At 52.4% G+C, this 21,979-nt stretch carries 11 protein-coding genes, 11 pseudogenes and 1 other annotated feature; of the genes and pseudogenes, 5 read left to right on the forward strand and 17 right to left on the reverse strand.

What is annotated here, in order from left to right; all coding sequences use genetic code 11:
- Positions 1-26 precede the first annotated feature (26 nt).
- Positions 27-350 carry an HI1450 family dsDNA-mimic protein gene (locus tag JZM30_RS03400; protein WP_252317572.1) on the reverse strand — a complete coding sequence of 108 codons (324 nt, stop codon included), beginning with the start codon at positions 348-350 and terminating at the stop codon, positions 27-29.
- 94 nt (positions 351-444) lie between these two features.
- Positions 445-1,905 carry a cardiolipin synthase gene (gene cls / locus JZM30_RS03405; protein ID WP_252317573.1) on the reverse strand — a complete coding sequence of 487 codons (1,461 nt, stop codon included), beginning with the start codon at positions 1,903-1,905 and terminating at the stop codon, positions 445-447.
- A 204-nt stretch (positions 1,906-2,109) separates the two neighbouring features.
- On the opposite strand from cls, the gene JZM30_RS03410 reads away from it, so the two are divergent.
- Positions 2,110-2,286, forward strand: a complete 177-nt coding sequence (locus tag JZM30_RS03410; protein ID WP_196907077.1) for a YciY family protein — start codon at positions 2,110-2,112, stop codon at positions 2,284-2,286.
- Between the two features lie 160 nt (positions 2,287-2,446).
- On the opposite strand, the pseudogene JZM30_RS03415 reads toward JZM30_RS03410, so the two are convergent.
- Positions 2,447-4,064, reverse strand: a pseudogene (locus JZM30_RS03415) (methyl-accepting chemotaxis protein).
- Positions 4,065-4,280: 216 nt separating this feature from the next.
- A complete protein-coding gene (locus tag JZM30_RS03420) occupies positions 4,281-4,577 on the reverse strand; it encodes a YciI family protein (protein WP_252317575.1) in 297 nt (98 codons plus the stop codon).
- A gap of 138 nt (positions 4,578-4,715) precedes the next feature.
- Between JZM30_RS03420 and tonB the strand changes: the two genes are divergently transcribed.
- Positions 4,716-5,468 (forward strand): TonB system transport protein TonB, encoded by a 753-nt coding sequence (tonB, locus tag JZM30_RS03425; RefSeq protein WP_252317576.1) that lies wholly within the window; start codon positions 4,716-4,718, stop codon positions 5,466-5,468.
- Positions 5,469-5,598: 130 nt separating this feature from the next.
- Here the strand turns inward: tonB and yciA are convergent.
- The 10 genes and pseudogenes from yciA to JZM30_RS03480 all read right to left on the reverse strand — a co-directional run bounded on the left by yciA (position 5,599) and on the right by JZM30_RS03480 (position 16,280).
- Positions 5,599-6,033: pseudogene (gene yciA / locus JZM30_RS03430) on the reverse strand (acyl-CoA thioester hydrolase YciA).
- 27 nt (positions 6,034-6,060) lie between these two features.
- Positions 6,061-6,615, reverse strand: coding sequence for a septation protein A (locus JZM30_RS03435; RefSeq protein ID WP_252317577.1), 555 nt, complete (start codon positions 6,613-6,615; stop codon positions 6,061-6,063).
- A gap of 182 nt (positions 6,616-6,797) precedes the next feature.
- Positions 6,798-7,384 (reverse strand): annotated as a pseudogene (locus JZM30_RS03440) (YciC family protein); the annotation flags it as partial.
- A gap of 33 nt (positions 7,385-7,417) precedes the next feature.
- Positions 7,418-8,618, reverse strand: a pseudogene (locus tag JZM30_RS03445) (IS3 family transposase).
- Positions 8,619-8,709: 91 nt separating this feature from the next.
- Positions 8,710-9,102 (reverse strand): annotated as a pseudogene (locus tag JZM30_RS03450) (oligogalacturonate-specific porin KdgM family protein); the annotation flags it as partial.
- A 498-nt stretch (positions 9,103-9,600) separates the two neighbouring features.
- Positions 9,601-10,407, reverse strand: a complete 807-nt coding sequence (gene trpA / locus JZM30_RS03455) for a tryptophan synthase subunit alpha (protein WP_252317578.1) — start codon at positions 10,405-10,407, stop codon at positions 9,601-9,603.
- Complete coding sequence (trpB, locus tag JZM30_RS03460; RefSeq protein WP_252317987.1) at positions 10,407-11,600, reverse strand: tryptophan synthase subunit beta; 1,194 nt, start codon at positions 11,598-11,600, stop codon at positions 10,407-10,409. The genes trpA and trpB overlap by 1 nt, the downstream gene beginning before the upstream one ends.
- 65 nt (positions 11,601-11,665) lie before the next feature.
- Positions 11,666-13,042: a bifunctional indole-3-glycerol-phosphate synthase TrpC/phosphoribosylanthranilate isomerase TrpF gene (gene trpCF / locus JZM30_RS03465; protein ID WP_438801462.1), complete on the reverse strand. Its 1,377-nt coding sequence runs from the start codon at positions 13,040-13,042 to the stop codon at positions 11,666-11,668.
- A 7-nt stretch (positions 13,043-13,049) separates the two neighbouring features.
- Positions 13,050-14,702 (reverse strand): annotated as a pseudogene (trpD, locus tag JZM30_RS24575) (anthranilate phosphoribosyltransferase).
- Positions 14,702-16,280, reverse strand: a pseudogene (locus JZM30_RS03480) (anthranilate synthase component 1). The pseudogenes trpD and JZM30_RS03480 overlap by 1 nt, the downstream one beginning before the upstream one ends.
- Positions 16,281-16,346: 66 nt before the next feature.
- Positions 16,347-16,450, reverse strand: a sequence feature (Trp leader region).
- Between the two features lie 237 nt (positions 16,451-16,687).
- Between JZM30_RS03480 and rnm the strand changes: the two are divergent.
- Both rnm and JZM30_RS03490 read left to right on the forward strand, forming a co-directional pair.
- Positions 16,688-17,626 (forward strand): annotated as a pseudogene (gene rnm / locus JZM30_RS03485) (RNase RNM).
- Between the two features lie 22 nt (positions 17,627-17,648).
- Positions 17,649-18,269 (forward strand): annotated as a pseudogene (locus JZM30_RS03490) (L-threonylcarbamoyladenylate synthase).
- A 34-nt stretch (positions 18,270-18,303) separates the two neighbouring features.
- On the opposite strand, the gene JZM30_RS03495 reads toward JZM30_RS03490, so the two are convergent.
- A complete protein-coding gene (locus JZM30_RS03495) occupies positions 18,304-19,149 on the reverse strand; it encodes a GNAT family N-acetyltransferase (RefSeq protein ID WP_252317579.1) in 846 nt (281 codons plus the stop codon).
- A 280-nt stretch (positions 19,150-19,429) separates the two neighbouring features.
- Here JZM30_RS03495 and rluB point away from each other — a divergent pair, with 280 nt between their 5' ends.
- Positions 19,430-20,302 (forward strand): 23S rRNA pseudouridine(2605) synthase RluB, encoded by an 873-nt coding sequence (gene rluB / locus JZM30_RS03500; RefSeq protein WP_252317580.1) that lies wholly within the window; start codon positions 19,430-19,432, stop codon positions 20,300-20,302.
- 88 nt (positions 20,303-20,390) lie between these two features.
- On the opposite strand, the pseudogene cobO reads toward rluB, so the two are convergent.
- Both cobO and JZM30_RS03510 read right to left on the reverse strand, forming a co-directional pair.
- Positions 20,391-20,964: pseudogene (gene cobO, locus JZM30_RS03505) on the reverse strand (cob(I)yrinic acid a,c-diamide adenosyltransferase).
- 13 nt (positions 20,965-20,977) lie between these two features.
- Positions 20,978-21,737: pseudogene (locus JZM30_RS03510) on the reverse strand (YciK family oxidoreductase).
- Between the last annotated feature and the right edge of the window lie 242 nt (positions 21,738-21,979).

Here is a 21,979-nt window from a genome sequence, read left to right on the forward strand (position 1 = left end):
TATCAGCAGGCCGTTAGGGAGAGGGGTTACTCACGCCACAAGATATGGCACATCTTGTTGTCTTTTTCACGGCAAATCAAAATACGCGCAAACACGTCGTTGATCGGGTCGCCATCTTTTTCCGCCAAACCAATCACCACTTCTGCAAAAAAGTCGGGATTCAAATCGACATCGACATGCTCTTGCCAGTCCTCGGCGGGATCAAATAATTCTGCACTACCGCGCTCCTCAAATTGAAGATTGAACAGGATGATATCCGCCGGGTTGAGGTTGTCAGACGCCAGTTCAAGAAAGATATCGTAAGCTTGCTCGAGCGTTTCATCTTCCGTAAGACGGTTGTTCAGGTCCATAAGGCATTTCCATAGATTCAGTAATGGCACTATTAGAACATGACGGCTCGTCTATTGACAGCGCAACGCACGGCGATTGTCGGGAACCTGAGCATCACAAAAATGGGCTGAAAAAGTAAAACAGGCGCTCGACAATACGCTGCCAGTAAGGACGCTGTTGCCATTTGCTTTCATCCATCAGTCGTGAGCGAGCGATGTAATCTTCCTGTACGCAGGCCAGATCGCTGCCGAAACCGTCATCGTCGATCACCAGCGTGATTTCAAAATTGAGCCACAGGCTGCGCATGTCCAGGTTGACGGTGCCTACCAGACTGAGTTGCCCGTCGACTAACACGCTTTTGGTGTGCAGTAAACCATCTTGAAACTGATAGATTTTTACCCCTGCGGCAAATAATTCATTGAAAAACGCACGGCTGGCCCAACCTACCAAGACGGAGTCGTTTTTGTGCGGCAGGATAATGCTGACATCGACGCCGCGCTGTGCCGCCGTGCAGATAGCGTGCAGCAGATCGTCACTGGGGACGAAGTAGGGCGTGGTCATGATCAACTGGTGTCGCGCGGAGTAGACGGCCGTCAGCAACGCTTGGTGGATCATGTCTTCGGGGTAGCCAGGACCTGATGCAATCACCTGCACGGTATGCCCACGTTCCTGTTCGAACGGCATCAGACCGACATCTGGCGGCGGCGGCAACAGGCGTTGACCCGTTTCCATTTCCCAGTCGCAGCAATAGATAATGCCCATGGTGGTGGTGATCAGACCTTCAATACGCGCCATCAAATCGACCCACTGGCCGACGCCTGCATCCTGTTTGAAAAAGCGTGGATCGACCATGTTCATGCTGCCGGTATAGGCAATCCGGTTATCAATCAGGACCACTTTGCGGTGCTGTCGCAAATCCATGCGACGCAGAAAAGCACGGAACAGGTTTACCTTGAGGGTTTCCACTACCTCAATCCCTGCCTCGCGCATCTGTGAGGGATAGGTGCTGTTAAAGAAATCGACGCTGCCCGCAGAATCGAGCAAAATTCGACAGGTTACACCGCGCTTAGCCGCTTTCTTTAAGGCCGCAGTGACCTGTTCAACCAGTCCGCCGGGTTGCCAGATGTAAAACACCATCTCGATGTCGCTGCGTGCCAGATCAATATCACGCACCAGCCCTTTGATGGTATCTTCAAAAGTGGTCAGCAACTGCAACTGGTTTCCCTTGATACCACCGATCCCCTGACGACGTTCGCACAGTTGGAACAGTGAGCGCGCCACTTCACTGTTTTCAGTGGCGAAGATCTGCCGATACTCAGCCAACTCCCGCAGCCATTTAGCCGTTGATGGCCACATGCGGCTGGCTCGTTCGGCGCGTCGCTTACCCAGATGCAGCTCGCCAAACGAAAGGTAGGCGATGATACCGACCAGCGGCAGAATATAGATGACCAGCAACCAGGCCATTGCAGAAGGAACCGCACGGCGCTTCATCAAGACACGAAGCGTAACGCCAGCGATCAGCAGCCAGTAACCCAGAACCAGTAGCCAACTCAACAGAGTGTAAAAAGTCGTCATAGCAGCGCACAGATCCCTTCGGCACACGATTGACATAAAGTGTACGCATAGTTTGCCAAAAGAGGAAATTCCTTTCGTCTGAATAGAATAGGAAGAAATTGCCGGTACAGACACAGCAAAAAGAGCATGACGCTTGGATTGACCTGAGAACGCGCTATACTACCACGCCGCACCCCCATCCTGTTTTCGATAAAGAGTGTTGTCATGAGACGCAGCAGAAATGAAGTGATCCGGTGGCGCATGTTACGCCAGGTTCAACGGCGCAGAGGCCGTTGGTTGGAAGCCCAGTCACGCACTTATCGGCATATTCACTATGCCCGTTATCTGCAACAGAAACATCAGCGCCGTGCTCTGCTGTATGCGGTGGCCTACGAGTGGTAGTTGTCCATTGACGAGATAAACAGATCAATCACTACCATCATTCCACGCGAAGGCGGGAATCTCTTGCAGAAGAAATGCGTTTATTCTCACAGAGATCTCCGGCTTTCGCCGAGGATGACAAGGGGTAAAGTGACGTTGTCAGCAGTCTGAACGGCCACTTTTAGTAACCGCTGTTTGTTGATGCTGATAGCGTGAAGAGCGTCACTGAAGCACGCAACTGCTCGGTCTGTGCCAGTAACGCGTTAAATGTATCAGCACTGGCTTCTACCTGACTGACATTCTGTTTAACCGTGTCGTTCAGGGTTTGAATGCGCTCGGTTACCGCCTGAATATGCTGGGTTTGCTGCGCGGAAATGTCGGCGATTTCATTGAGGAACGTGCCAGTGCCCTGTGCGGAACTGATAATGTTTTGCAGGCTGTCGCTCAATTTTTTGACCAATTTGGCACCGGTCGCGACGCTGTTGTCTGAGTCGCGAATCAGCACATTAATGTGCTGCGCTGACTGACTACTCTGCGCTGCCAATGTGCCGACCTCGCGGGCAACCACCGCAAAACCGCGTCCCAGTTCACCCGCTCGCGCTGTCTCAATGGCGGCATTCAATGAGAGAATGTGTGTTTGAAACGCCACGTTTTCGATCATCCCGATGGCATCCGTCATCTCTTTGGTGCGTCCGGTGATGTCGGACATTGCGGCATGCACGTCATTCATCATCAACTCACCGTGAGCGGCCATGGTACTGGTGTTCAGAGCATGCTGGCTGGCCTGCTCGGTATGCTGGGTGTGGCTGCGCCAGTTGCTCATTCAACTGAAGAATGTTGTCAGTTGTCGCTTTTAGCGCAGTGGCTTGCAGACGGGCCTGTGAAAACAGCGTCTGATTGTCCACAGCGACGCGGTCAACGTGCTGCGCCATGCCTTCAATACCGTGGCGTACCTGGCTAACGAGGTCGGTCAAACCGGTTTGCATTTGCGCCATGCTACGGTTTAACACGGCGATCTCGCGAGTACAGCCGCTGTTCTTATCAAGCTGCTGTGAGAGATCGCCGGACGCAATGCGCCCAAGGTGATAAATAATGCGATTGAGGGGGGCGAATAATGATCCGGTTCACGATACCCCACACGCCAAACGACACGGCTAACAGCAGTCCGAGTACAATCATGAAGATGGTGTGGGTGCGGTAGAGGGAAACCAGAAATTGTTCCCCGTGCTGCTTCTGACGTGCGGTATTATTCGCCAGATAGTGTCCGTATTTCTGTGTGAAATCATTCTGGTAAGCCTGAATAGGCACCATAAAAAAGACATCGATCTGATTGCTCTGTTTGATACCGTCAGCCAACTCAACCAACCCTTGATACAGCTGTTGGTAGCTACGCAGTAACGCCTGACTGTCGCTGTCATTGTCGTCAGGTTTTTCGATCTGCTGATAATAGTCCTGAGCCTGTTTGAGAGAGACTTGCACCTCTTCCATCAGGCTATTCCAACTGCCTACTGAGCCGGTCTCCTTATCTACCATTAGATAGATACCCGCCCGGTTTAACTTATCGCTGGCGTTCATTGCTGCCATACGCGCCTGATCTAAAAGTGTTTGTTGTTCACGTAATCGATCGTTGGCCGTGGTATCGCGCTGTACCTGGCTCATGGTATTAGAAATAATCGCGATCGACATCAGTTGTAGCAGCGAAAACAAACCGATAATCAGCAATAATCCCAAAAAATGCTGGGTCGGAATCTGCGGAGCAATGTCTCTTTTCCCTTCAGAAACGCGAATCGTGGTAGCATAAGTCCTGGCTCTCAATTAACAAGAGTCAGTACCATAGCATTGTTAAATGACTATATTATTCAGCTTTTTCCTTCAGCTACTGATGTTTTTCAAATTAACTGAAATAAACACGGCGTTTAAATACAGCCGGTAATACAGCAAAAACGCGTTAAATCGGGCGTTTTTGCTGCATCTTAAATGCTGTCTTAAACAAAATAACCGTTGGTAATGCAGGGTTAAAACACCTTTTTGAAGGGTTTTACGATTACGCTGTGATACACGCCTGCGGCCACGTAAGGATCGGCGTCAGCCCAGCGCTGTGCGTCGGTCAGTGAGGGAAATTCGGCAATAACCGCGGAACCGGTAAATCTAGCATCACCGGGGGTTTCACTATCAACGGCGGGGAGTGGACCTGCTGTAAGCAGCCGACCTTCATCGCGCAAGGTTTGCAAGCGTGCCAAATAGGCAGGGCGTGCAGCCAGACGATTTGACAATGAACCAGGAACGTCCTGAGCAAAAATGATGTACAACATCTTGATAATCCTCAAGGGAATAGCGTGAAAACACCATCATACTCTGCCCGTGGTTTTTTTAACAAACTATCTGGTTCTTATTGAATATGATTGCTATTTGCATTTAAACTTGGGCGGCTAAGAGGACAACGAAAAATTATGCCGCAAACAACTTTATTAGGAATCCGCCGCCAATCATGGTCTTTTTTACTTTCTGTTGGCGCTCATGGTGGATTAATCGCCGTATTGTTATACGCATCGTTTAATGACGCACTTGAACTTCCTCAGGCGACGAAGCCGATCAGCGTCGTGATGGTCGCACCTGCGGCGACGGAAGCGGCCCCCGCACCGCAGGCTGCACAGCCTGAGCCGGAGTCAGAACCACAGGTCGAAGCAGTGAAACAACCTGAGCCAGAGCCGGAACCTTTGCCGCAGCCTGTCGCGATCCCGTTGCCTGAGCCAAAGCCAGAACCGAAACCGAAAACGGAGCCGGTGAAGAAAAAGGTCGAGCAACCGAAGAAGCCGCAAGAGAAGGCTGATGAGAAACAGCCACCCTCGCCGTTTACCTCAGAGGATGCCAGCAAAACCCGTGACAATGCGCCTGTACGTCAAGCTCCGGCACCGTCTGCCTCGGCGCAGTCGTCAGGACCGCGCCCGTTGAGCCGCGCGCTACCGCAGTATCCGGCACGCGCGTTTGCGCTGCGCGTGGAAGGCAGAGCAACGCTTCAGTTTTATGTGGATAGTGAAGGGCGATTAGACAATATCCGCGTGCTGAACACACAGCCGCGCAATATGTTTGAACGCGATATTCGTCAAGCAATGCGTAAATGGCGTTATGAAGCGGGAAAACCGGGTAAAGATTTGCAGGTCACCATCATCTTTAAAATTGATGGTGGCGCCGTAGTTGAATAAACCCGCCACTGCACATCAATAAAAAAAGAACCGCAAATGCGGTTCTTGAGGTTACTGACAAACGGCCAACTCCCACCGTCATTCCCTCGAAGGCGGGAATGACGAGGGGAAAGTGGCTTTGTTATCACGATTATTCCTGGGCCGGGTCGGGGGCGATAAAGTGGCTTTTTCCGGACGGTAATTCGCAGGGGTGACCCGCTTCATCCATTGCAACGTAGGTGAAAAGCGCCTGGGTTGCGCGATAACATTGCCCGATGGGGGCAGTCGAAACCTTCTTCACCCACACTTCCACATTGATATCCAACGAACTGCGCCCGGTGCGCAGACAGCGGGCATAGCAGCAAACCACATCACCGACAGCGACAGGTTTGAGGAAGCTCATGCCGTCAACGCGCACAGTGACAACGCGCCCTTCGGCAATCTCTTTCGCCATGATGGCACCGCCAATGTCCATTTGCTACATTAGCCAACCACAAAAGATATCGCCATTGGCATTAGTATCAGCGGGCATAGCCAGCGTGCGCAGAACCAGCTCACCGTGAGGTGCAGTTTGAGTAGTACTCATCGTCGTCTCAGGTTAACGTTTAAAGGATTACTGTTTGCTTTCGTTATTATTCTGCTCAGGCGGCAGATGGCGATAGATGTAAACGCCACAGGCCAGTGTAAACAACAAGGTGAGCCCTGTCAGCCCGAATACCTTGAAGTTCATCCACAGACCTTCTGACAACCAGAACGCAACATAGATATTGAGCAGTCCGCAGGCAATGAAGAACAGCGCCCAGGCGCTATTCAGCTTACGCCAAACCGGTTGCGGCAGCGTAATCTCTCTGCCCAACATGCTCTGAATCAGCGACTTGTTGAAAAACCACTGACCGATCAGTAACGCACCGGCGAACAACGCATAAATGATCGTCACTTTCCATTTGATGAATTCGGGGTTATGGAAATAGATAGTCAGCTCGCCGAACACCGCCACCAACACCACGGTTACCAGCATGGTTTTTTCCACCTTGCGGAATTTGTACCAGCTGTAGAGGAACGCAGCGAGTGTGGCAGCGATCAGCGCACCGGTTGCCCAAAAGATATCGTGCAATTTGTATACGAAGAAAAAAATAACTAAAGGTAAGAAATCAAGAAGTTGCTTCATTATATCGACCTATTACAACGCGAGGTGCCAAAGATTAACTACATTCACCCGTAGGCGATCGTCTGCTGCTGATTGTCATTATCCTTGATTGCGCCATCCGCTTCCTGTTTTATCGTAAGAATTTGCAGAACATTACTTTTCTGTTAATCAAACATGCCGCCCGCAGACGGCATGTTCACGCATTATTGACGTAGCAACATATACAGACGGAAAAGATAGATCAAAAAGATGGCAGAGATCAGGTTGCTTACCCCGTTCATCAGAATTGCCATGGTGGTCGGCGATGCCAGCGGCAAACGCGCAACCAGCATCAGTAGGGCAACTTTAGCCAATAACCAAAAAAGTACGGCTGGGGCAACCAGCTTCAGATTGCTATAAGCGAGCTGAAGCTGAGGCGGATGGAGGCGAAAACGCCTTTATTCTCAACCGCTGCGATCACCGGTGACATACTCACTGCTATGGCCAGCAACACCCCCGGCACAATTAACAGCAGCATGCCCAGTTGCACCAAAATGGTACCCACCAGAATCAAAAAGAACAGTCGCGGCAGCAACGGAGCGGAACCACCAATCGTGCGTAGCGCACTGGTGGGTTGTCCGGCAGAAACCTGTCTTACCAGCGTCAGCACGCCGCCAGTCAGCAAGGCATTGCCGACCAGTGCTGCAAAGGTGCTGGCAGCGGAAACTTTGAGCAGCACCATCTACTGCTCGGGCGTCATTTGTTGAATCAGGTCATGCAACCCTAACTGACCGGTGCTGGAGAGATTGGATTTGCCCCTATATTTCCAGACACAAGATCACTCTTAAGTTAGCGATTCTCGCTGGCGACGATACTCTCGTGGTGAGCGATACCCCAGCGCGTTGTGTGGATGCTTCTCGTTATAGTGCTCGAACGCGATAGCCAGGTTTTTCAATGCCACTTGCTGATTCGGTTTGGGCATTATACTGATATAGTCGCGCTTCATCGTCTTCACGAAGCTCTCAGCCATTCCATTGCTTTGTGGACTCCTCACTGCCGTTGTCCTCGTTTCAAGATTCAATAGATGACCGAACGCCCTCGTTTCCTTCGCTGTGTAACAGGAGCCGTTATCGCTCAGGAACTCGATGGGGACCTCTGGAAGCCCATTTCCGAACCGCTTACTGACGCTGTTTACCATCACATCCATCACGATTTCACTGGTGTACCCGCCATTTGTCGCTATACAGTCCAGCGCCTCACGGTCACAACAGTCAAGCGCGAACGTGACACGCAGCTTATCGCCATTATCGCAGTTGAACTCGAAGCCATCCGAGCACCACCTGAGGTTACTTTCAGCAACCGCAACCCTGCCGTTGTGACTTCGCTGCTCTTTAGTAACGCCCTTTCTATCCAGCAACAGATGATTGTCGCGCATTACTCTGTAGACCCTTTTGGCATTAACTATCGCAAGCCTATCCTGCTGGCTTTCATCACGCAGTAATGCCCAGACTCGTCTGTAGCCATAGGTCGGCAATTCAGCAGTATGATGCCGTATTCTGCTGATAAGCTCAGCATCGTTGTGGTTAGGCTTCTGTCGGCGATCCTGCCACTCGGCAGAGCTTAGAAGATAAACCGATAACTGCGCACGCGACACATTAAGAGCGCGGCTGACCTGTGTCAGTCCGAATCCCCGGGCAGCAAGGGCGCGTGCGCTATCCATTTTTTTGCCCGGCCGTACTCCACGGCTTCTTTGAGGAGCTCAACCCCCATCGTTTTTTCCCCAGCAGCCGTTGCAGCTCTTTAATCTGCTTCATGGCAGCAGTGAGTGCAGAGGCCGGAACCACTTCTTCTGAGGCACTGACAGCAGTGAAGCTGCCATTCTGATACTGCCGGCGCCAAGTAACTACCTGATTAGGATTGATGCCGTGCAGGCGAGCCACGTGAGATACTGTCATCTTGGGCTCCATAGTCTGCTGAACAATAGCGATTTTTTCCTGAGCGGTACGCCGATGGCGGCGTTCAGGCCCTGACAGAACTGAGATCATTTTTTCGTTGTGACCGGTATTAAACATAGTTTTTAGACTACCTCTTATTTTAAGAGTGTCTATCTGTCTGGAGATCTAAGGGGCCAATCTAATAGCGCAGGCCATAGTACAAAGAATCAGTGATGTTTGCTGTACCCTTGATATATGGAAGATATTTTGAACTGTTGCTATCTGATACAAAGTTCAGGCCAGCTTCAAGTCCAAACGTTTTATCAAACTTGTACAGGTAGCTTGCAGTTACTTCCGTGCCGTTGCTGACAGGTTCGTCGTACGGTTTGTTCGGCGTAGTATCGTTGCCGTGCTGCTTCCATTTAGCTTCCATGTACAGGCCAAAACCGTTATCAAAACGGTTAGAGATCAGCAGACGATCCTGATAGTTTGCGCTGGTGGTATCTCTCATTTCATGACGGTAATCAAAGGTCACAGCCATGCTGCTCATGCTGACTAACGAAGTTACCAACACTGCGAGTAATTTAGCTTTCATTATATTATCCCATGTCAAGAGAATTATTATTTAAAGAGAAGACGCTACTTTTTTATAGCAAGTCCATTGTATGTATTCTTTCTTACAGTAATGTGAACAAGATCTTCAAAATCAGATATTAGTTCAGCTATTTCATTTTTGTGATTTCGTTCAATTAATCAAGCGAAATTTTATGTATTTAAATTTGAAATATAGTTTTGAATTTTATATATTTTTGTTTTGAAGTTTATCTTTCAGTTTGAAATTAATTTTTACAAATTAAAGTAGTTTGAAATATATTTATTATTGCTTATTTAATTACATTAAAAATCTAATTTATGCTTGGAGAATACCTTCAAAAAATAATCATAAACAGGGTATTTTCAGTGCAAAAAAATATTTTTTCCACTGCCATATGCGGGAGCAGATTCGATAAACGGTGGGGTTTTCGGGATAACGCAGTGAAAAATGCTGTACCCGCCAGAAAGGAACCTGACGGGGAAGGGAAAAAAGCCTGAATTAGCCACGTGTGGCGGCTTTCATACGGCTGACAAAATCATGCAGTTTTGCCAGCATCACTTCTGGCTGATGACGATGCTGCTCGATGATACGTACGATGGCTGAGCCTGAAATAGCACCTGCGGCACCGGAAGCGATAGCCTCTTTTACCTGTGACGGTTCGGAAATACCAAAGCCTTGCAGGGCAGGGGCAGCGTGATATTCCGTCAGTGTGGCTATCAGGTGGTGCAACGGTAGCTCAGCGCGCTTCTCCGCGCCCGTCACGCCCGCACGTGACAATAGATAAGTATAACCACGGCCATGAGAGGCAATCTCTCTGAGCAAGGCGTCATTGGCGTTAGGCGGGCAGATAAAGATGGGTGCAACGTTGTGTCGCAACGCGGCCGCGCGGAAGGGCGCAGATTCTTCAATCGGCACGTCGGCGATCAACACAGAATCAACCCCTGCATCGGCACAGCGCTGATAAAAGGCATCGATACCATTGCTGAAGACCAGATTGGCGTACATCAACAGGCCAATAGGCATTGTGGGGTACTTCTGGCGGATGGCCGCCAGCATCTCAAAGCAGTGGCCTGGAGTCACTCCCGCCTCGAAGGCGCGCAATGTCGCGGCTTGAATCGTGGGACCGTCCGCCAGAGGATCGGAAAACGGGATGCCTAATTCTAGGGCATCGGCACCGGCATCAATCAGTGTGTCGATAATCTGCAATGAGAGTGCCGGAGTCGGATCGCCCAAGGTGACGAAGGGAACAAAGGCACCTTCCTGCTTTTCCGCCAACTGCGCAAATCGTTGTTGATAACGCTCCATCAGATCTCCCCCAGACCTTTCAAAATATCGTGCACTGTAAATATGTCTTTATCGCCACGGCCAGAGAGGTTAACCACCAGCAGTTGCTCTTTCTCAGGCTCCTGACGAATCATCTTCAAGGCATGTGTCAACACGTGGGAAGATTCCAGCGCTGGAATGATCCCTTCATGGCAGGACAATTCCTGAAACGCGTCGAGTGCTTTATCATCGGTAATAGAGACGTAGTCGGCGCGCCCGATGCTGTTCAGGTGGGCGTGCTGGGGGCCCACTGACGGGAAATCCAGTCCGGCAGAAATGGAGTATGACTCCTCGATTTGGCCGTCGGACGTTTGCATCATGGGCGATTTCATCCCAAAGTAGATCCCGACGCGACCATGTTTTAGGGGGGCGCCATGTTGCCCGCTTTCAATACCCAGTCCCGCTGGTTCAACGCCAATCAAACGCACCGGGGTTTCTTCGATAAAATCGGCAAACATGCCGATGGCGTTGGAGCCGCCACCGACGCAGGCGATAACAGCATCAGGTAGACGCCCTTCGTGCTCCAGAATCTGCGCTTTGGTTTCTTCGCCAATCATGCGCTGAAATTTACGCACAATCGTCGGGAACGGGTGCGGACCGGCTGCGGTACCTAAAAGGTAGTGCGCCTTGTCATAGCTGCCGGACCAGTCGCGCAGCGCCTCATTACAGGCATCTTTCAGCGTGGAAGAGCCGTTGTGCACCGGGATCACCTCGGCACCCATCAGACGCATACGGAACACGTTGAGTGACTGACGTTCAAAGTCTTTAGCCCACATATAGATGCGACATTTCAGGTTGAGCAGGGCACATGCCAGCGCGGTTGCTACACCATGTTGTCCTGCGCCGGTTTCAGCGATGATCTCGGTTTTCCCCATGCGCTTGGCTAACAGCGCCTGACCCAGCACCTGGTTGGTTTTATGTGCACCGCCGTGCAACTGATCTTCCCGCTTAAGATACAGCGTGGCGCGAGTGCCCTGGGTCAGGTTACGGCAACGGGTGAGCGCCGTTGGGCGACCGGCATAGTTTTTCAGTAAATCGGTAAAGGCGGCCTGAAATTCAGAATCTTTTTGTGCGTCAACAAAGGCTTGTTCCAATTGTTGTAGCGCGGGGATCAGTATCTGCGGCACATATTGTCCGCCGAATTCACCAAAGTAAGGATTAAGTAACGTCATAATGTTCCTGTCTGTCCTGTCAGTGCTAATCGAGAAATAAAAGCGTGTCGCGCCGTACTGCCGGGCGATTATTGCGGATAGAGTGGGGCAAAAGCGGCATGTATTTTCACCGCGTCTTTGATCCCGGGTTCGCTTTCGACACCTGAATTAACGTCCAGTCCGGCGCAACCAAACTGTGCGGCTTTAGCGCTATTGAACACATTCACGCCCCCCGCCAGCAGCACGTTACTCAGATCGGCTTCATGCAATAAATTCCAGTCAAAACGCTCCCCGCTGCCACCTTGTCCGTTATCGAACAAGTAGCGATTCACACCGGCAAAATCGCGTTTGGGCAGTTTTTTTTCAACGCTGAGCGCTTTCCAAATCTGGCAGGTACCGGGCAGCAACGCGCGCAGCTCATCGATGGCGGTCTGGTTTTCGTTGCCGTGCAGTTGCACGGCGAACAATCCCAGGTGTCGGGCCGTCTGTGCAATCTCAGCGGTGGGCGCGTTACGGAATACGCCAACGTAGCGCAACGGTGCACCGGACATTACTGTTGGTGCGAATTCCGGTGTCACATAACGCGGCGAGGAGGGCACGAAAATCAAGCCACCGTACACTGCACCGGCGTTGTACGCCGCCGCGGCGTCCATAGCACGCGTGAGTCCGCACACTTTATTCTCACCCAGAATAAGACGGCGCACCGCCAACGACAGATTGGGCTCTGACATCAGCGAACTGCCGACAAGAAAGCCGTTAGCGTAGGCGCTGAGCTCGCGGATTTGTGCCGCGTTATGAATTCCAGACTCACTGATAACCGTAACATTTTTAGGCAAACGCGGTGCCAGTGTGTGAGTGCGGGCAAGATCGATAGACAGATCGCGCAGATCGCGATTATTGATACCGACCACGCGGGCTTTGAGCGCGATAGCCCGTTCCAGCTCAGCCTCGTTACTCACCTCTGTCAACACGCCCATTTTCAGGCTGTGTGCCACCTGGGCCAGATCTCGGTATTCGTGATCGCCCAGTACGGAGAGCATCAGCAGAATGGCATCGGCCTGATAATGGCGCGCCAGATAAATCTGGTATTCCGAGATGATGAAATCTTTGCACAGTACCGGTTGTCTGACGACGGCGCTGATGCGCGGTAAAAAATCAAAACTTCCCTGAAAATATTTCTCATCGGTCAGCACCGAGATGGCGGAGGCGTAATCGCTGTAGACGCGAGCAATGGCCACCGGATCAAAATCTTCGCGAATCAGCCCTTTGAAAGGCGATGCTTTTTTGCATTCCAGAATAAACGCGGGCTTTTTATGTTTGAGCGCCGCATAAAAATCGCGCTGGCTAGGAACAAGATCCGCTTGAAAACTGGATAACGGCTGTGCTTGCTGGCGCGCAACAATCCAACTCACTTTATCCTTTACGATTTTACCCAGTATGGTCTTGTTCAGTTCTGATTCTTGCATAGCACCTTTACCCTCTGGCGGCGAGCGCTGTCACGCGCTGATAAGCCTGCCCGCTGTGAATAACATCCAATGCCTGCTGCGCGTTCTGGCGCAAATCTTCTTGTCCGAACAGACGCAACAGTAATGCAACGTTGGCGGCCACGGCATTTGCGTGCGCGCGTTCACCTTTGCCTTGTAACAGACGCGCCAGAATATCACGGTTTTCTTCGGGCAGCCCGCCCTGGAGTGCAGAAAGCGGGGCGCTCTCGAGACCAAAATCACGGTGGGTCAGCTCGTAGGTTTCCACCTTCCCATCGCGCAGTTCCGCCACCTGAGTAGGGGCGTGCAACGCGACTTCATCCATACCGCCGCCGTGCACGACAGCAGCGCGTTGATAGCCGAGCACACGCAGCGTTTCGGCGATGGGCGTCACCAGATGCGGGCTGTAAACCCCAATCAGCGCCAGCGGCGGGCGCGCCGGATTAATCAGCGGACCCAGCACATTAAACAGCGTGCGGGTTTTCAGCAACTGACGCACTGGCATCGCGTGGCGAAATCCGGTGTGGTATTGCGGTGCAAACAAAAAGCAGACACCCAGATCGTCCAGCGCCTGACGTGATTGTTCAGGTGCCATGTCCAGTTTAATGCCGAATGCAGACAGCAGATCGTAAGATCTGGAACGGCTGGAGACGTTGCGGTTACCGTGCTTGGCGACCTTCACGCCGCAACTGGCGGCAACGAACGCGCTGGCCGTTGAGATATTAATGCTGTTGGTGCCATCCCCGCCGGTGCCGACGATATCGGCAAACAGGTAATCAGGGCGTGGGAAAGGCTGCGCGTTCGCCAGTAAGGCAGCAGCCGCACCAGCGATCTCTTCCGGGTGCTCGCCGCGCACCTTCATGCTGATCAGGGCGGCGGCCAACTGTGCAGGCTCTAACTCGCCGTGCACAATCGCACTGAACAGAGTCTGACTTTCAGCGCGAGAAATGGCCTGTTTTTCCAGAATGGCCTGTTTTTCCAGTGTGGCATCGAGCGGAGCGGCGGTCAGCGTATTTACAGAAGCGTACATAATATATCCTTAAATTCGGTAATGTTTTTCGTTGTGGGTCGCTATTTCGTTGTGGGTCGCTATAAGGCTTATGCCAGCGCCCACGCCAGCGTCTGCTCCAGCAGACTGGCACCGTGAGTAGTCAGGATAGATTCGTGGTGAAACTGGAAGCCGCAGACGCGATCGGCGTCGTGACGCACTGCCATCACCATGCCATTAAAATGGGCATTTACGGTTAGTTCATCCGGCACCTGACTGCCCACCAGCAAGGGATTAGGCAATCCCTGGGACATCGCCTGACCATCGTGTTCAATGGCCGAGGCTTTACCGTGCAGAATTTCACCGACTTGGCCCACGTGGCCGCCATAGGCTTCAACAATCGCCTGATGCCCCAGACAGACGCCAATAATTGGCAAGCGACCACGCAGTTAGGTTAACAGCGCAGGCATGCAACCGGCCTGTGCCGGGCGAGAGCATCAGAACCGGTTTTTCCAGTGTTTTCAGGCGAGCAATGATGGTGTCCACCGGCACCTGATAGCGGTAAATCACCACGTTATGGCCGCTGGCGCGCAGTTGGTCCACCAGGTTATAGGTGAAAGAATCAATGTTATCGAGCAACAGGATATCGGCCATCAGAAGATCTCCTTGGTATGGTGAGCCGTGGCAATGGCGCGAAGCACCGCGCGCGCTTTGTTTCGGGTTTCGTCCGCTTCGACTTGCGGCTGTGAGTCGAGCACCACGCCCGCTCCGGCCTGAACGGTAGCGATACCGTCTTCAACATAGGCAGAGCGGATAACGATGCAGGTGTCCAAATCGCCGTGAGCAGTAAAATAGCCCACGGCGCCACCGTAGCTACCGCGTCGCGTTTTTTCATTTTCGGCAATCAGTTGCATGGCGCGTACTTTTGGCGCACCGCTCAGCGTGCCCATGTTCATGCAGGCCCGGTAGGCGTGCAGTACATCCAAATCCTTACGCAACGTGCCGACAACACGTGAAACCAGATGCATCACGAAAGAGTAGCGATCCACTTTGGTCAGATCGGCCACGTAGCTGCTACCTGGTTCACAGATACGTGCCAGATCGTTACGCGCCAGATCGACCAGCATCAGGTGCTCCGCCAGCTCTTTATGGTCAGTGCGCATTTTCAGCTCGATACGGCTGTCGAGATCGCGATCCATCCGCGCGACGGCCACGTGGGCGCGTACCGGCAATGGGGTAGATTTCGATCTGACGAGAATCCGCGTCGTATTTCAGCGAGCTTTCAGGCGATGCGCCAAACAAGGTGAAGTCCTGATCCTGCATAAAGAACATATAGGGGCTGGGATTGTTCTCTTTTAGCGTTTGGTACGCGGCCAGTGGCGATGGGCATGGCAGGGAGAAACGGCGGGGCGGCACCACCTGAAAGATTTCACCAATGCGAATCGCTTCCTGCATTTGACGTACCACGGCACCGTATTCTTCGTCGCTCTGGTTACAACTGAGCGCCATATCCACTAACGTCTGGCGTGGCAGCGCGGGTGCTGGCTGCTGCAACTGCTGCCCTAACTGTGCCAGACGATTTTGTAAGCGTTGACGTTCGGTGGCATCAGGCGTGAACAGACTGGCCTGTAAATGTGTAACGCGCTGTTGGTGATCCAGAATCAACAAGGTTTCTGCCAGATAAAAACAGTAATCCTGGCAGCGCTGCTGTTGGCTCAGTGGCGGTAACGTTTCAAACCCGGCAACCAAATCGTAAGCAAACAGACCACCGAAGAACATCGCTTCCCGCTCATTAGCAGGGCTGGTTACCAGCGTTTGCAGCAGACGCAGTGCGTCAAACACGGACAGCGAACGCAGACGCGCATCTTCGTCTTGCAGGGTATCAACCGCAGGGAAGATTAATTCACGGCCGTTGGGGCGCACGGCGACATCAATATCTGCCGGTAACAGTTGGTCAAGCAGTGGCAGTAGTGTCGCGCCGTTAGCAGTCAATGCCTGAATGGAGACTTGCTGCCACAGTGCTGTGATACGCAGTGCGCTATCAATGATCAATAGGCTTTTCAGATCCTGTTTAATATCAATTTCAGCGGATTCTAGCAGCAGCGTGGCTGGCCGGGCGCCGCACAACTGATGGAAAACCGCGCTCGGATTATCTCGATAAGCGGTTTCGATGCGCAGCAGTTCAAGCTGCGGCTTATCGGTGGATGAAGATATCGTTGCTGATGTTTGCATCGTCTCTACTCTGGTTGTCTGCTGTTTGTTTTATGTCGGTTTTAAGTCATCGCACAGCAGTAAGTCATAAAAAAACCCGCTAATTAAGCGGGGTTAGAGATTTTGCATGTTGTGATAACAGCTATGCGTTAATACTCCACCCGCCACAGGGAAGAGCACCACCAACCACCGGTTTTGAAGCTGCCGCGCAGGCGGCTATTTACCACTGCGAGAAAGTGCGTTGCCATTATCACATTTCCATCTATTTGCTGAACTTTCGTACTAGTTAACTAGTTCATGAGCGCATTGTCAATGGGTTAACACATTTTATTTTATCGGTATAGCACCGCAGTCGTGTGGTTCCCCTCCGGCGGTGTTTAATGACATGATGTCCCGCGTCTCAGATCCACTGAGCAGCATTAACAACCATAGGTGCCTGTGTGTCCGAACTTTCCGTTGCTCTGTCTCCCAGTCCGCTGTTTGATTTGCACAGCCACACTACCGCTTCGGATGGAGAACTGTCGCCCGGTGAACTGGTACAACGCGCCGTTGAGATGCGCGTTGGTGTTCTGGCGATTACCGATCACGATACCGTGGCAGGCGTGGCTGCCGCGCAGCAGGCGATAGCCGCATTGAATCTGCCGTTACGGCTGGTGCCTGGGGTTGAGATCTCCACCCTGTGGGAAAATCATGAGATTCATATTGTCGGTTTAGGTATTGATCCCGAACACATCGCACTGACACATCTGCTCGAACAGCAGAAGGAGCGCCGCTGGCAGCGTGCACAGGCAATCAGTGAACGGTTGTAGAAGGCGCGTATTCCGGGCGCACTGGAAGGGGCACAGCGCCTTGCCGGAGAGGGAGAAATCACACGTGGTCATTTTGCCAGTTTTCTGGTGGAGCAGGGCAAAGCCAGAAATGTGGGGCAGGTGTTCAAATCCTATCTGGCAAAAGGGAAAACCGGATATGTCCCGCCGCAGTGGTGTACAATAGCAGAAGCCGTTGATGTCATTCATCATGCGGGCGGTGTGGCGGTACTGGCACATCCTGGGCGCTATGATTTGTCTCCCAAATGGCTCAAGCGGGTGCTGGCCAGTTTTGTGGCAGCAGCGGGGGATGCGATGGAGGTAGCCCAGTGCCAACAAGCGCCGGACGAACGAACTCAACTGGCGCGTTACGCGCAGGATTTTCAGCTCTATGCCTCGCAGGGCTCTGATTTTCACCGTCCCTGTGCCTGGATAGAGTTGGGACGCAAGCTCTGGTTGCCTGGCGGTGTAACGCTTGTGTGGCAACATCCCGTGCTGGCAGCGCTGCCGTTGACTGCAGCAGACGCGTTGCACCGCGACGGATGCGAAATGTCGCGCTAAATTCGAAGTTTAAGGACGTATCATGAGTCAGTTTTTTTATATTCATCCACAAAACCCTCAGCCACGGTTGATCAATCAATCTGTTGATGTGCTGCGTAAAGGTGGCGTGCTGGTTTATCCCACCGATTCCAGTTACGCATTGGGATGTATGCTGGGGGAGAAAAATGCGATGGAGCGCATTTGCCAAATTCGCCATCTGGACAGCAACCACAACTTCACCATCGTGTGTCGCGATCTTTCCTAAATATCCACCTATGCCTATGTGGACAATGCAGCATTTCGCCTGATCAAAAACAATACGCCCGGTAACTACACCTTTATTTTGAAAGCCACCAAAGAGGTGCCGCGTCGATTGATGAGTGAAAAGCGCAAAACCATCGGCTTGCGTGTGCCTTCTAACGAGATTGCGCTGGCGCTGTTGGAAGCGCTGAATGAGCCGCTGATGTTGACTACATTGATGCTACCGGGCAATGATTTTACGGAGTCCGATCCGGAGGAAATTCAGGATCATTTGGGCAAACGGATAGATTTGATTATCCACGGTGGATTTTTGGGGCAAAAACCCACAACGGTAATTGATTTGACTGACTCCACGCCGGTTGTTGTGCGTGAAGGCACCGGTGATATCTCACCGTTTCAGTGATAAAAGCGCACCCTGTGCCTTATATTCAGCATATTCAGCTTTCAGGCTCCGACAGCGAATGGCACAGCAAAAATTGGGTAATCGGATGCTGTTCCCAGCCTGCTTGTAAAAATAACGGAGTCAACGCCTGCGGCACGGCGACAGGCGTTGAAATCCCATCGAACTGCGCGGCCAGTGCCTGAAGTACCCGTCGTGCATGACCTTTCCGCCGGGCGGCAGGCGTGACATGAAGCGCCCGCAACTGTGGCTTGGTAAACTCGGTGGCAACAATGGCGTAGGCGTCATTGCCCCAGCGATATCCTTGTGCCGGCAGTGCGACCGTGCCCAAAGGATCGATCATCCAGGGTAACGCGTCATCAGATGCTGCGATCATGCTGCCGATAACGGTGACCGGATCGCAACGCGTTAATGTTACCGTACTGTTTATTGTTCCACTCGCCAGTGGTGCAGTAAAGCCGCACAGGGTGTCCTGCCGCGTAAACCCCATCCTGTCATACAAGGCTATGCCTGCCGCATTGCTGCTAATCACCTCAAGCCACAGGGCGCTATCTCCCCGCTGATGCGCTTCACGCAGCAGTTGCTCTAGCATCGCTGTTCCCAACCCGCCACGGCGCCAGCGCGGATGAATGGCAAAGGCGGCCAAGCGGCAACGCGAGCCGCGACGCACTATGATTGCCAGCGCTACCTGGTTGTTGTTGACGCTCCAGATGCGGCTCTCGGTCAACGACAGACCATCTGCGTTAAAGCGTGTGGCAAACGTCGGGCCATCGAGGGTGAAAGGGATCACATAATCCGTGAAGCATTCGGTCAATATGGCGGCGAGCTGATGGCTGTCGTAGTGCGTGGCATCACGGCAGACCAGTGGTGAAATCGATGTCATGGACGTTTCCTATAGTGTCGGCGCTAGCGTATACGGTTCCCTGGAAACAGGATTATCGGTTGATATGCCGTTGTACTCAAACAAGATGCGCTTTTTAGCCTAAAATTCATGTAGAATGATCGGCCACTCGCGCTACGGGTACGGCGATGTGGCGATAAACAGGGAGGGCGTTGCCCTGATTCCTCTGTTAAACAGATACTTATCAGTGAGTTATGCGGAAATTAACGTTAACTCATTGTTTTATCCGACGCCTGTGAAGGCGACACTCTGAGGCTGCTCAATGAGCGAAAAGTTACAAAAAGTGCTGGCGCGTGCTGGCCACGGCTCACGCCGCGAGATAGAAGGCATTATCCAGGCAGGCCGTGTGAGCGTGGACGGCAAAATTGCGACGCAGGGCGACCGCGTCGAGGTAACCAAAGCAACCCGCATTCGTATCGATGGTCACGTGGTTTCTGTTAAAGAAACCGAAGAAGCGGTCTGTCGAGTACTGATTTATTACAAACCAGAAGGTGAGCTTTGCACCAGCAGCGATCCCGATGGTCGCCCGACGGTGTTCGATCGTTTGCCGAAAATGCGCGGTTCGCGCTGGGTGGCGGTAGGGCGTCTGGATGTGAATACATCCGGCCTGCTGTTGTTCACCACCGACGGCGAATTGGCAAACCGCTTGATGCACCCCAGTCATGAAGTGGAACGCGAATATGCGGTGCGTGTGTTTGGTGAAGTGGATGAGAATAAACTCAAGCTGCTGACCAAAGGCGTACAGCTTGATGACGGTCCTGCATCGTTCTGCACCCTGAAGTACAGCGGCGGTGAAGGATTAAACCAGTGGTATAACGTTACGCTGACAGAAGGGCGTAACCGAGAAGTGCGTCGTCTGTGGGAAGCGGTTGGCGTGCAAGTAAGTCGCCTGATTCGCGTGCGCTATGGCGACATTCCATTAACAAAAGGGTTGCCGCGCGGTGGCTGGACGGAAATGCCGCTCGAACAACTTAACTATCTGCGTGAACTAGTGCAATTGCCGGCGGAAACCACCAGCAAGCTGCCGGTTGAGCGTGAGCGTCGTCGGGTGAAAGCCAATCAAATTCGTCGTGCGGTAAAACGCCACGGCCAGGCCGGTCCTGCGCGGCGTAGTGCGCCAAAGCGTAACGGCTAAGTGTGATGTTAAAAGCGTGACGTTAAGGTAGCTGGTTTTACACGGGGTGTGTCGTCGCCACACCCCGCAATAGCAATAGTGTATTTTCTTACCAATCGATGCCTTGCTGGGCCTTTATGCCTGCATCAAACGCATGTTTTGTCGGCCGCATTTCCGTTACCGTATCCGCCAATTCCAGCAATTCGCGGTGGCAGCCGCGTCCGGTAATAATCACGCTTTGATGGGACGGTCGCTGTTGTAATGCGGTCACTACCTCTTCCAGCGCCAGGTAGTCGTAGCTCACCATGTAGGTCAACTCATCCAGGATCACCAGATCGAGCGTAGCATCGGACAACATGCGTTTACCGTGCTGCCAGCGTATCGCCTGTGCGATCTTGCGTATCCCAGGTAAACCCGGTTGCCATCACCTGAAACTCAACGCCGCGATCGGCGAGCAGGTTGCGCTCGCCGTTGGGCCATTCACCTTTGATAAATTGAATTACGCCAACGCGCAGGCCGTGTCCCACCGCGCGTGTTGCGGTGCAAAACGCCGCCGTGGTTTTACCCTTGCCGTTGCCGGTGAAAACCATCAGGATGCCACGCACCTCGTTGGCCGCGGCAATGTGTTCGTCAACCCGTTGTTTCAGTTTTTGCTGGCGCTGCTTGTGGCGATCGTTATCCATTGTCAGGGCTCCCTTATACCGCTGGGTCGGGTTTTCTTCCCGGCTGTGCGTCAAAATTCATGCCGGTTTTGCGTTTGCTGTCATCGCCCATCAAATAAAGGTAGAGCGGCATAATATCAGTCGGGGTTTTGAGGCGTAGGGGATCTTCATCAGGGAACGCGCTGGCACGCATTGAAGTGCGCGTTCCACCTGGATTGATACAGTTAACGCGCAAATGCTGGTTACGATACTCGTCGGCCAAGACCTGCATAAGCCCTTCTGTGGCGAATTTGGAAACCGCATAGGCTCCCCATTCCGCGCGGCCCACGCGACCCACGCTGGAACTGGTGAACACCAGAGAGGGACTGGTGGCTTTTAGCAACAGGGGTAACAGCGCCTGCGTCAGCATAAAGGTGGCATTCACGTTAACTTGCATGACTTGATGCCAGGTCGCCGGATCCTGTTCGGCAATCGGTATTATATCCCCGAGCAACCACGCGTTATGCAGTACGCCGTCAAGGTGTGGTATCTGTTTTTTCAGGTCAGCCGCCAGCGCAGCGCACGTTTGGGCGGTGATTGTTAATAAATCGCAGGGCACACCCAGCGATGATGTCCCGGTTTCACGCAGGATTTCTGCTTGCACATCCTGTAATTTATGCTCGGTGCGACCCAGCAGGATCAACCGGGCACCGTAGCGCGTAAGTGAGCGCTGCTTCGCGCCCAATACCATCGCCCGCACCGATGACCAGAATTAAGCGGTGTTTAAGAAGGTCATTCATAGGTTGATAATGCACAGTACTCTCCTCTATACGCCGCAAACCATAAGACGTAACGGCAGTTATGCCTCAATGTGTCGGTGAATTCAATGCGCGTCTGGCGCATTCTTAGGCCACTGCGTTAAAAAACAGCAACAGGTGTAAAAAACCCATGAATAACATCGCCATATTTCACGCCATACGTTAGGCTGTCTTTTTGCTCTCGCGTCGGTTTGATGAAAACCGTGGAGTGGCGTAAGACGAGCGGTATGATGGTGTGG

It is taken from the genome of Candidatus Symbiopectobacterium endolongispinus, from assembly GCF_018777385.1.
GTDB classification, from domain to species: Bacteria; Pseudomonadota; Gammaproteobacteria; order Enterobacterales; family Enterobacteriaceae; genus Symbiopectobacterium; species Symbiopectobacterium endolongispinus.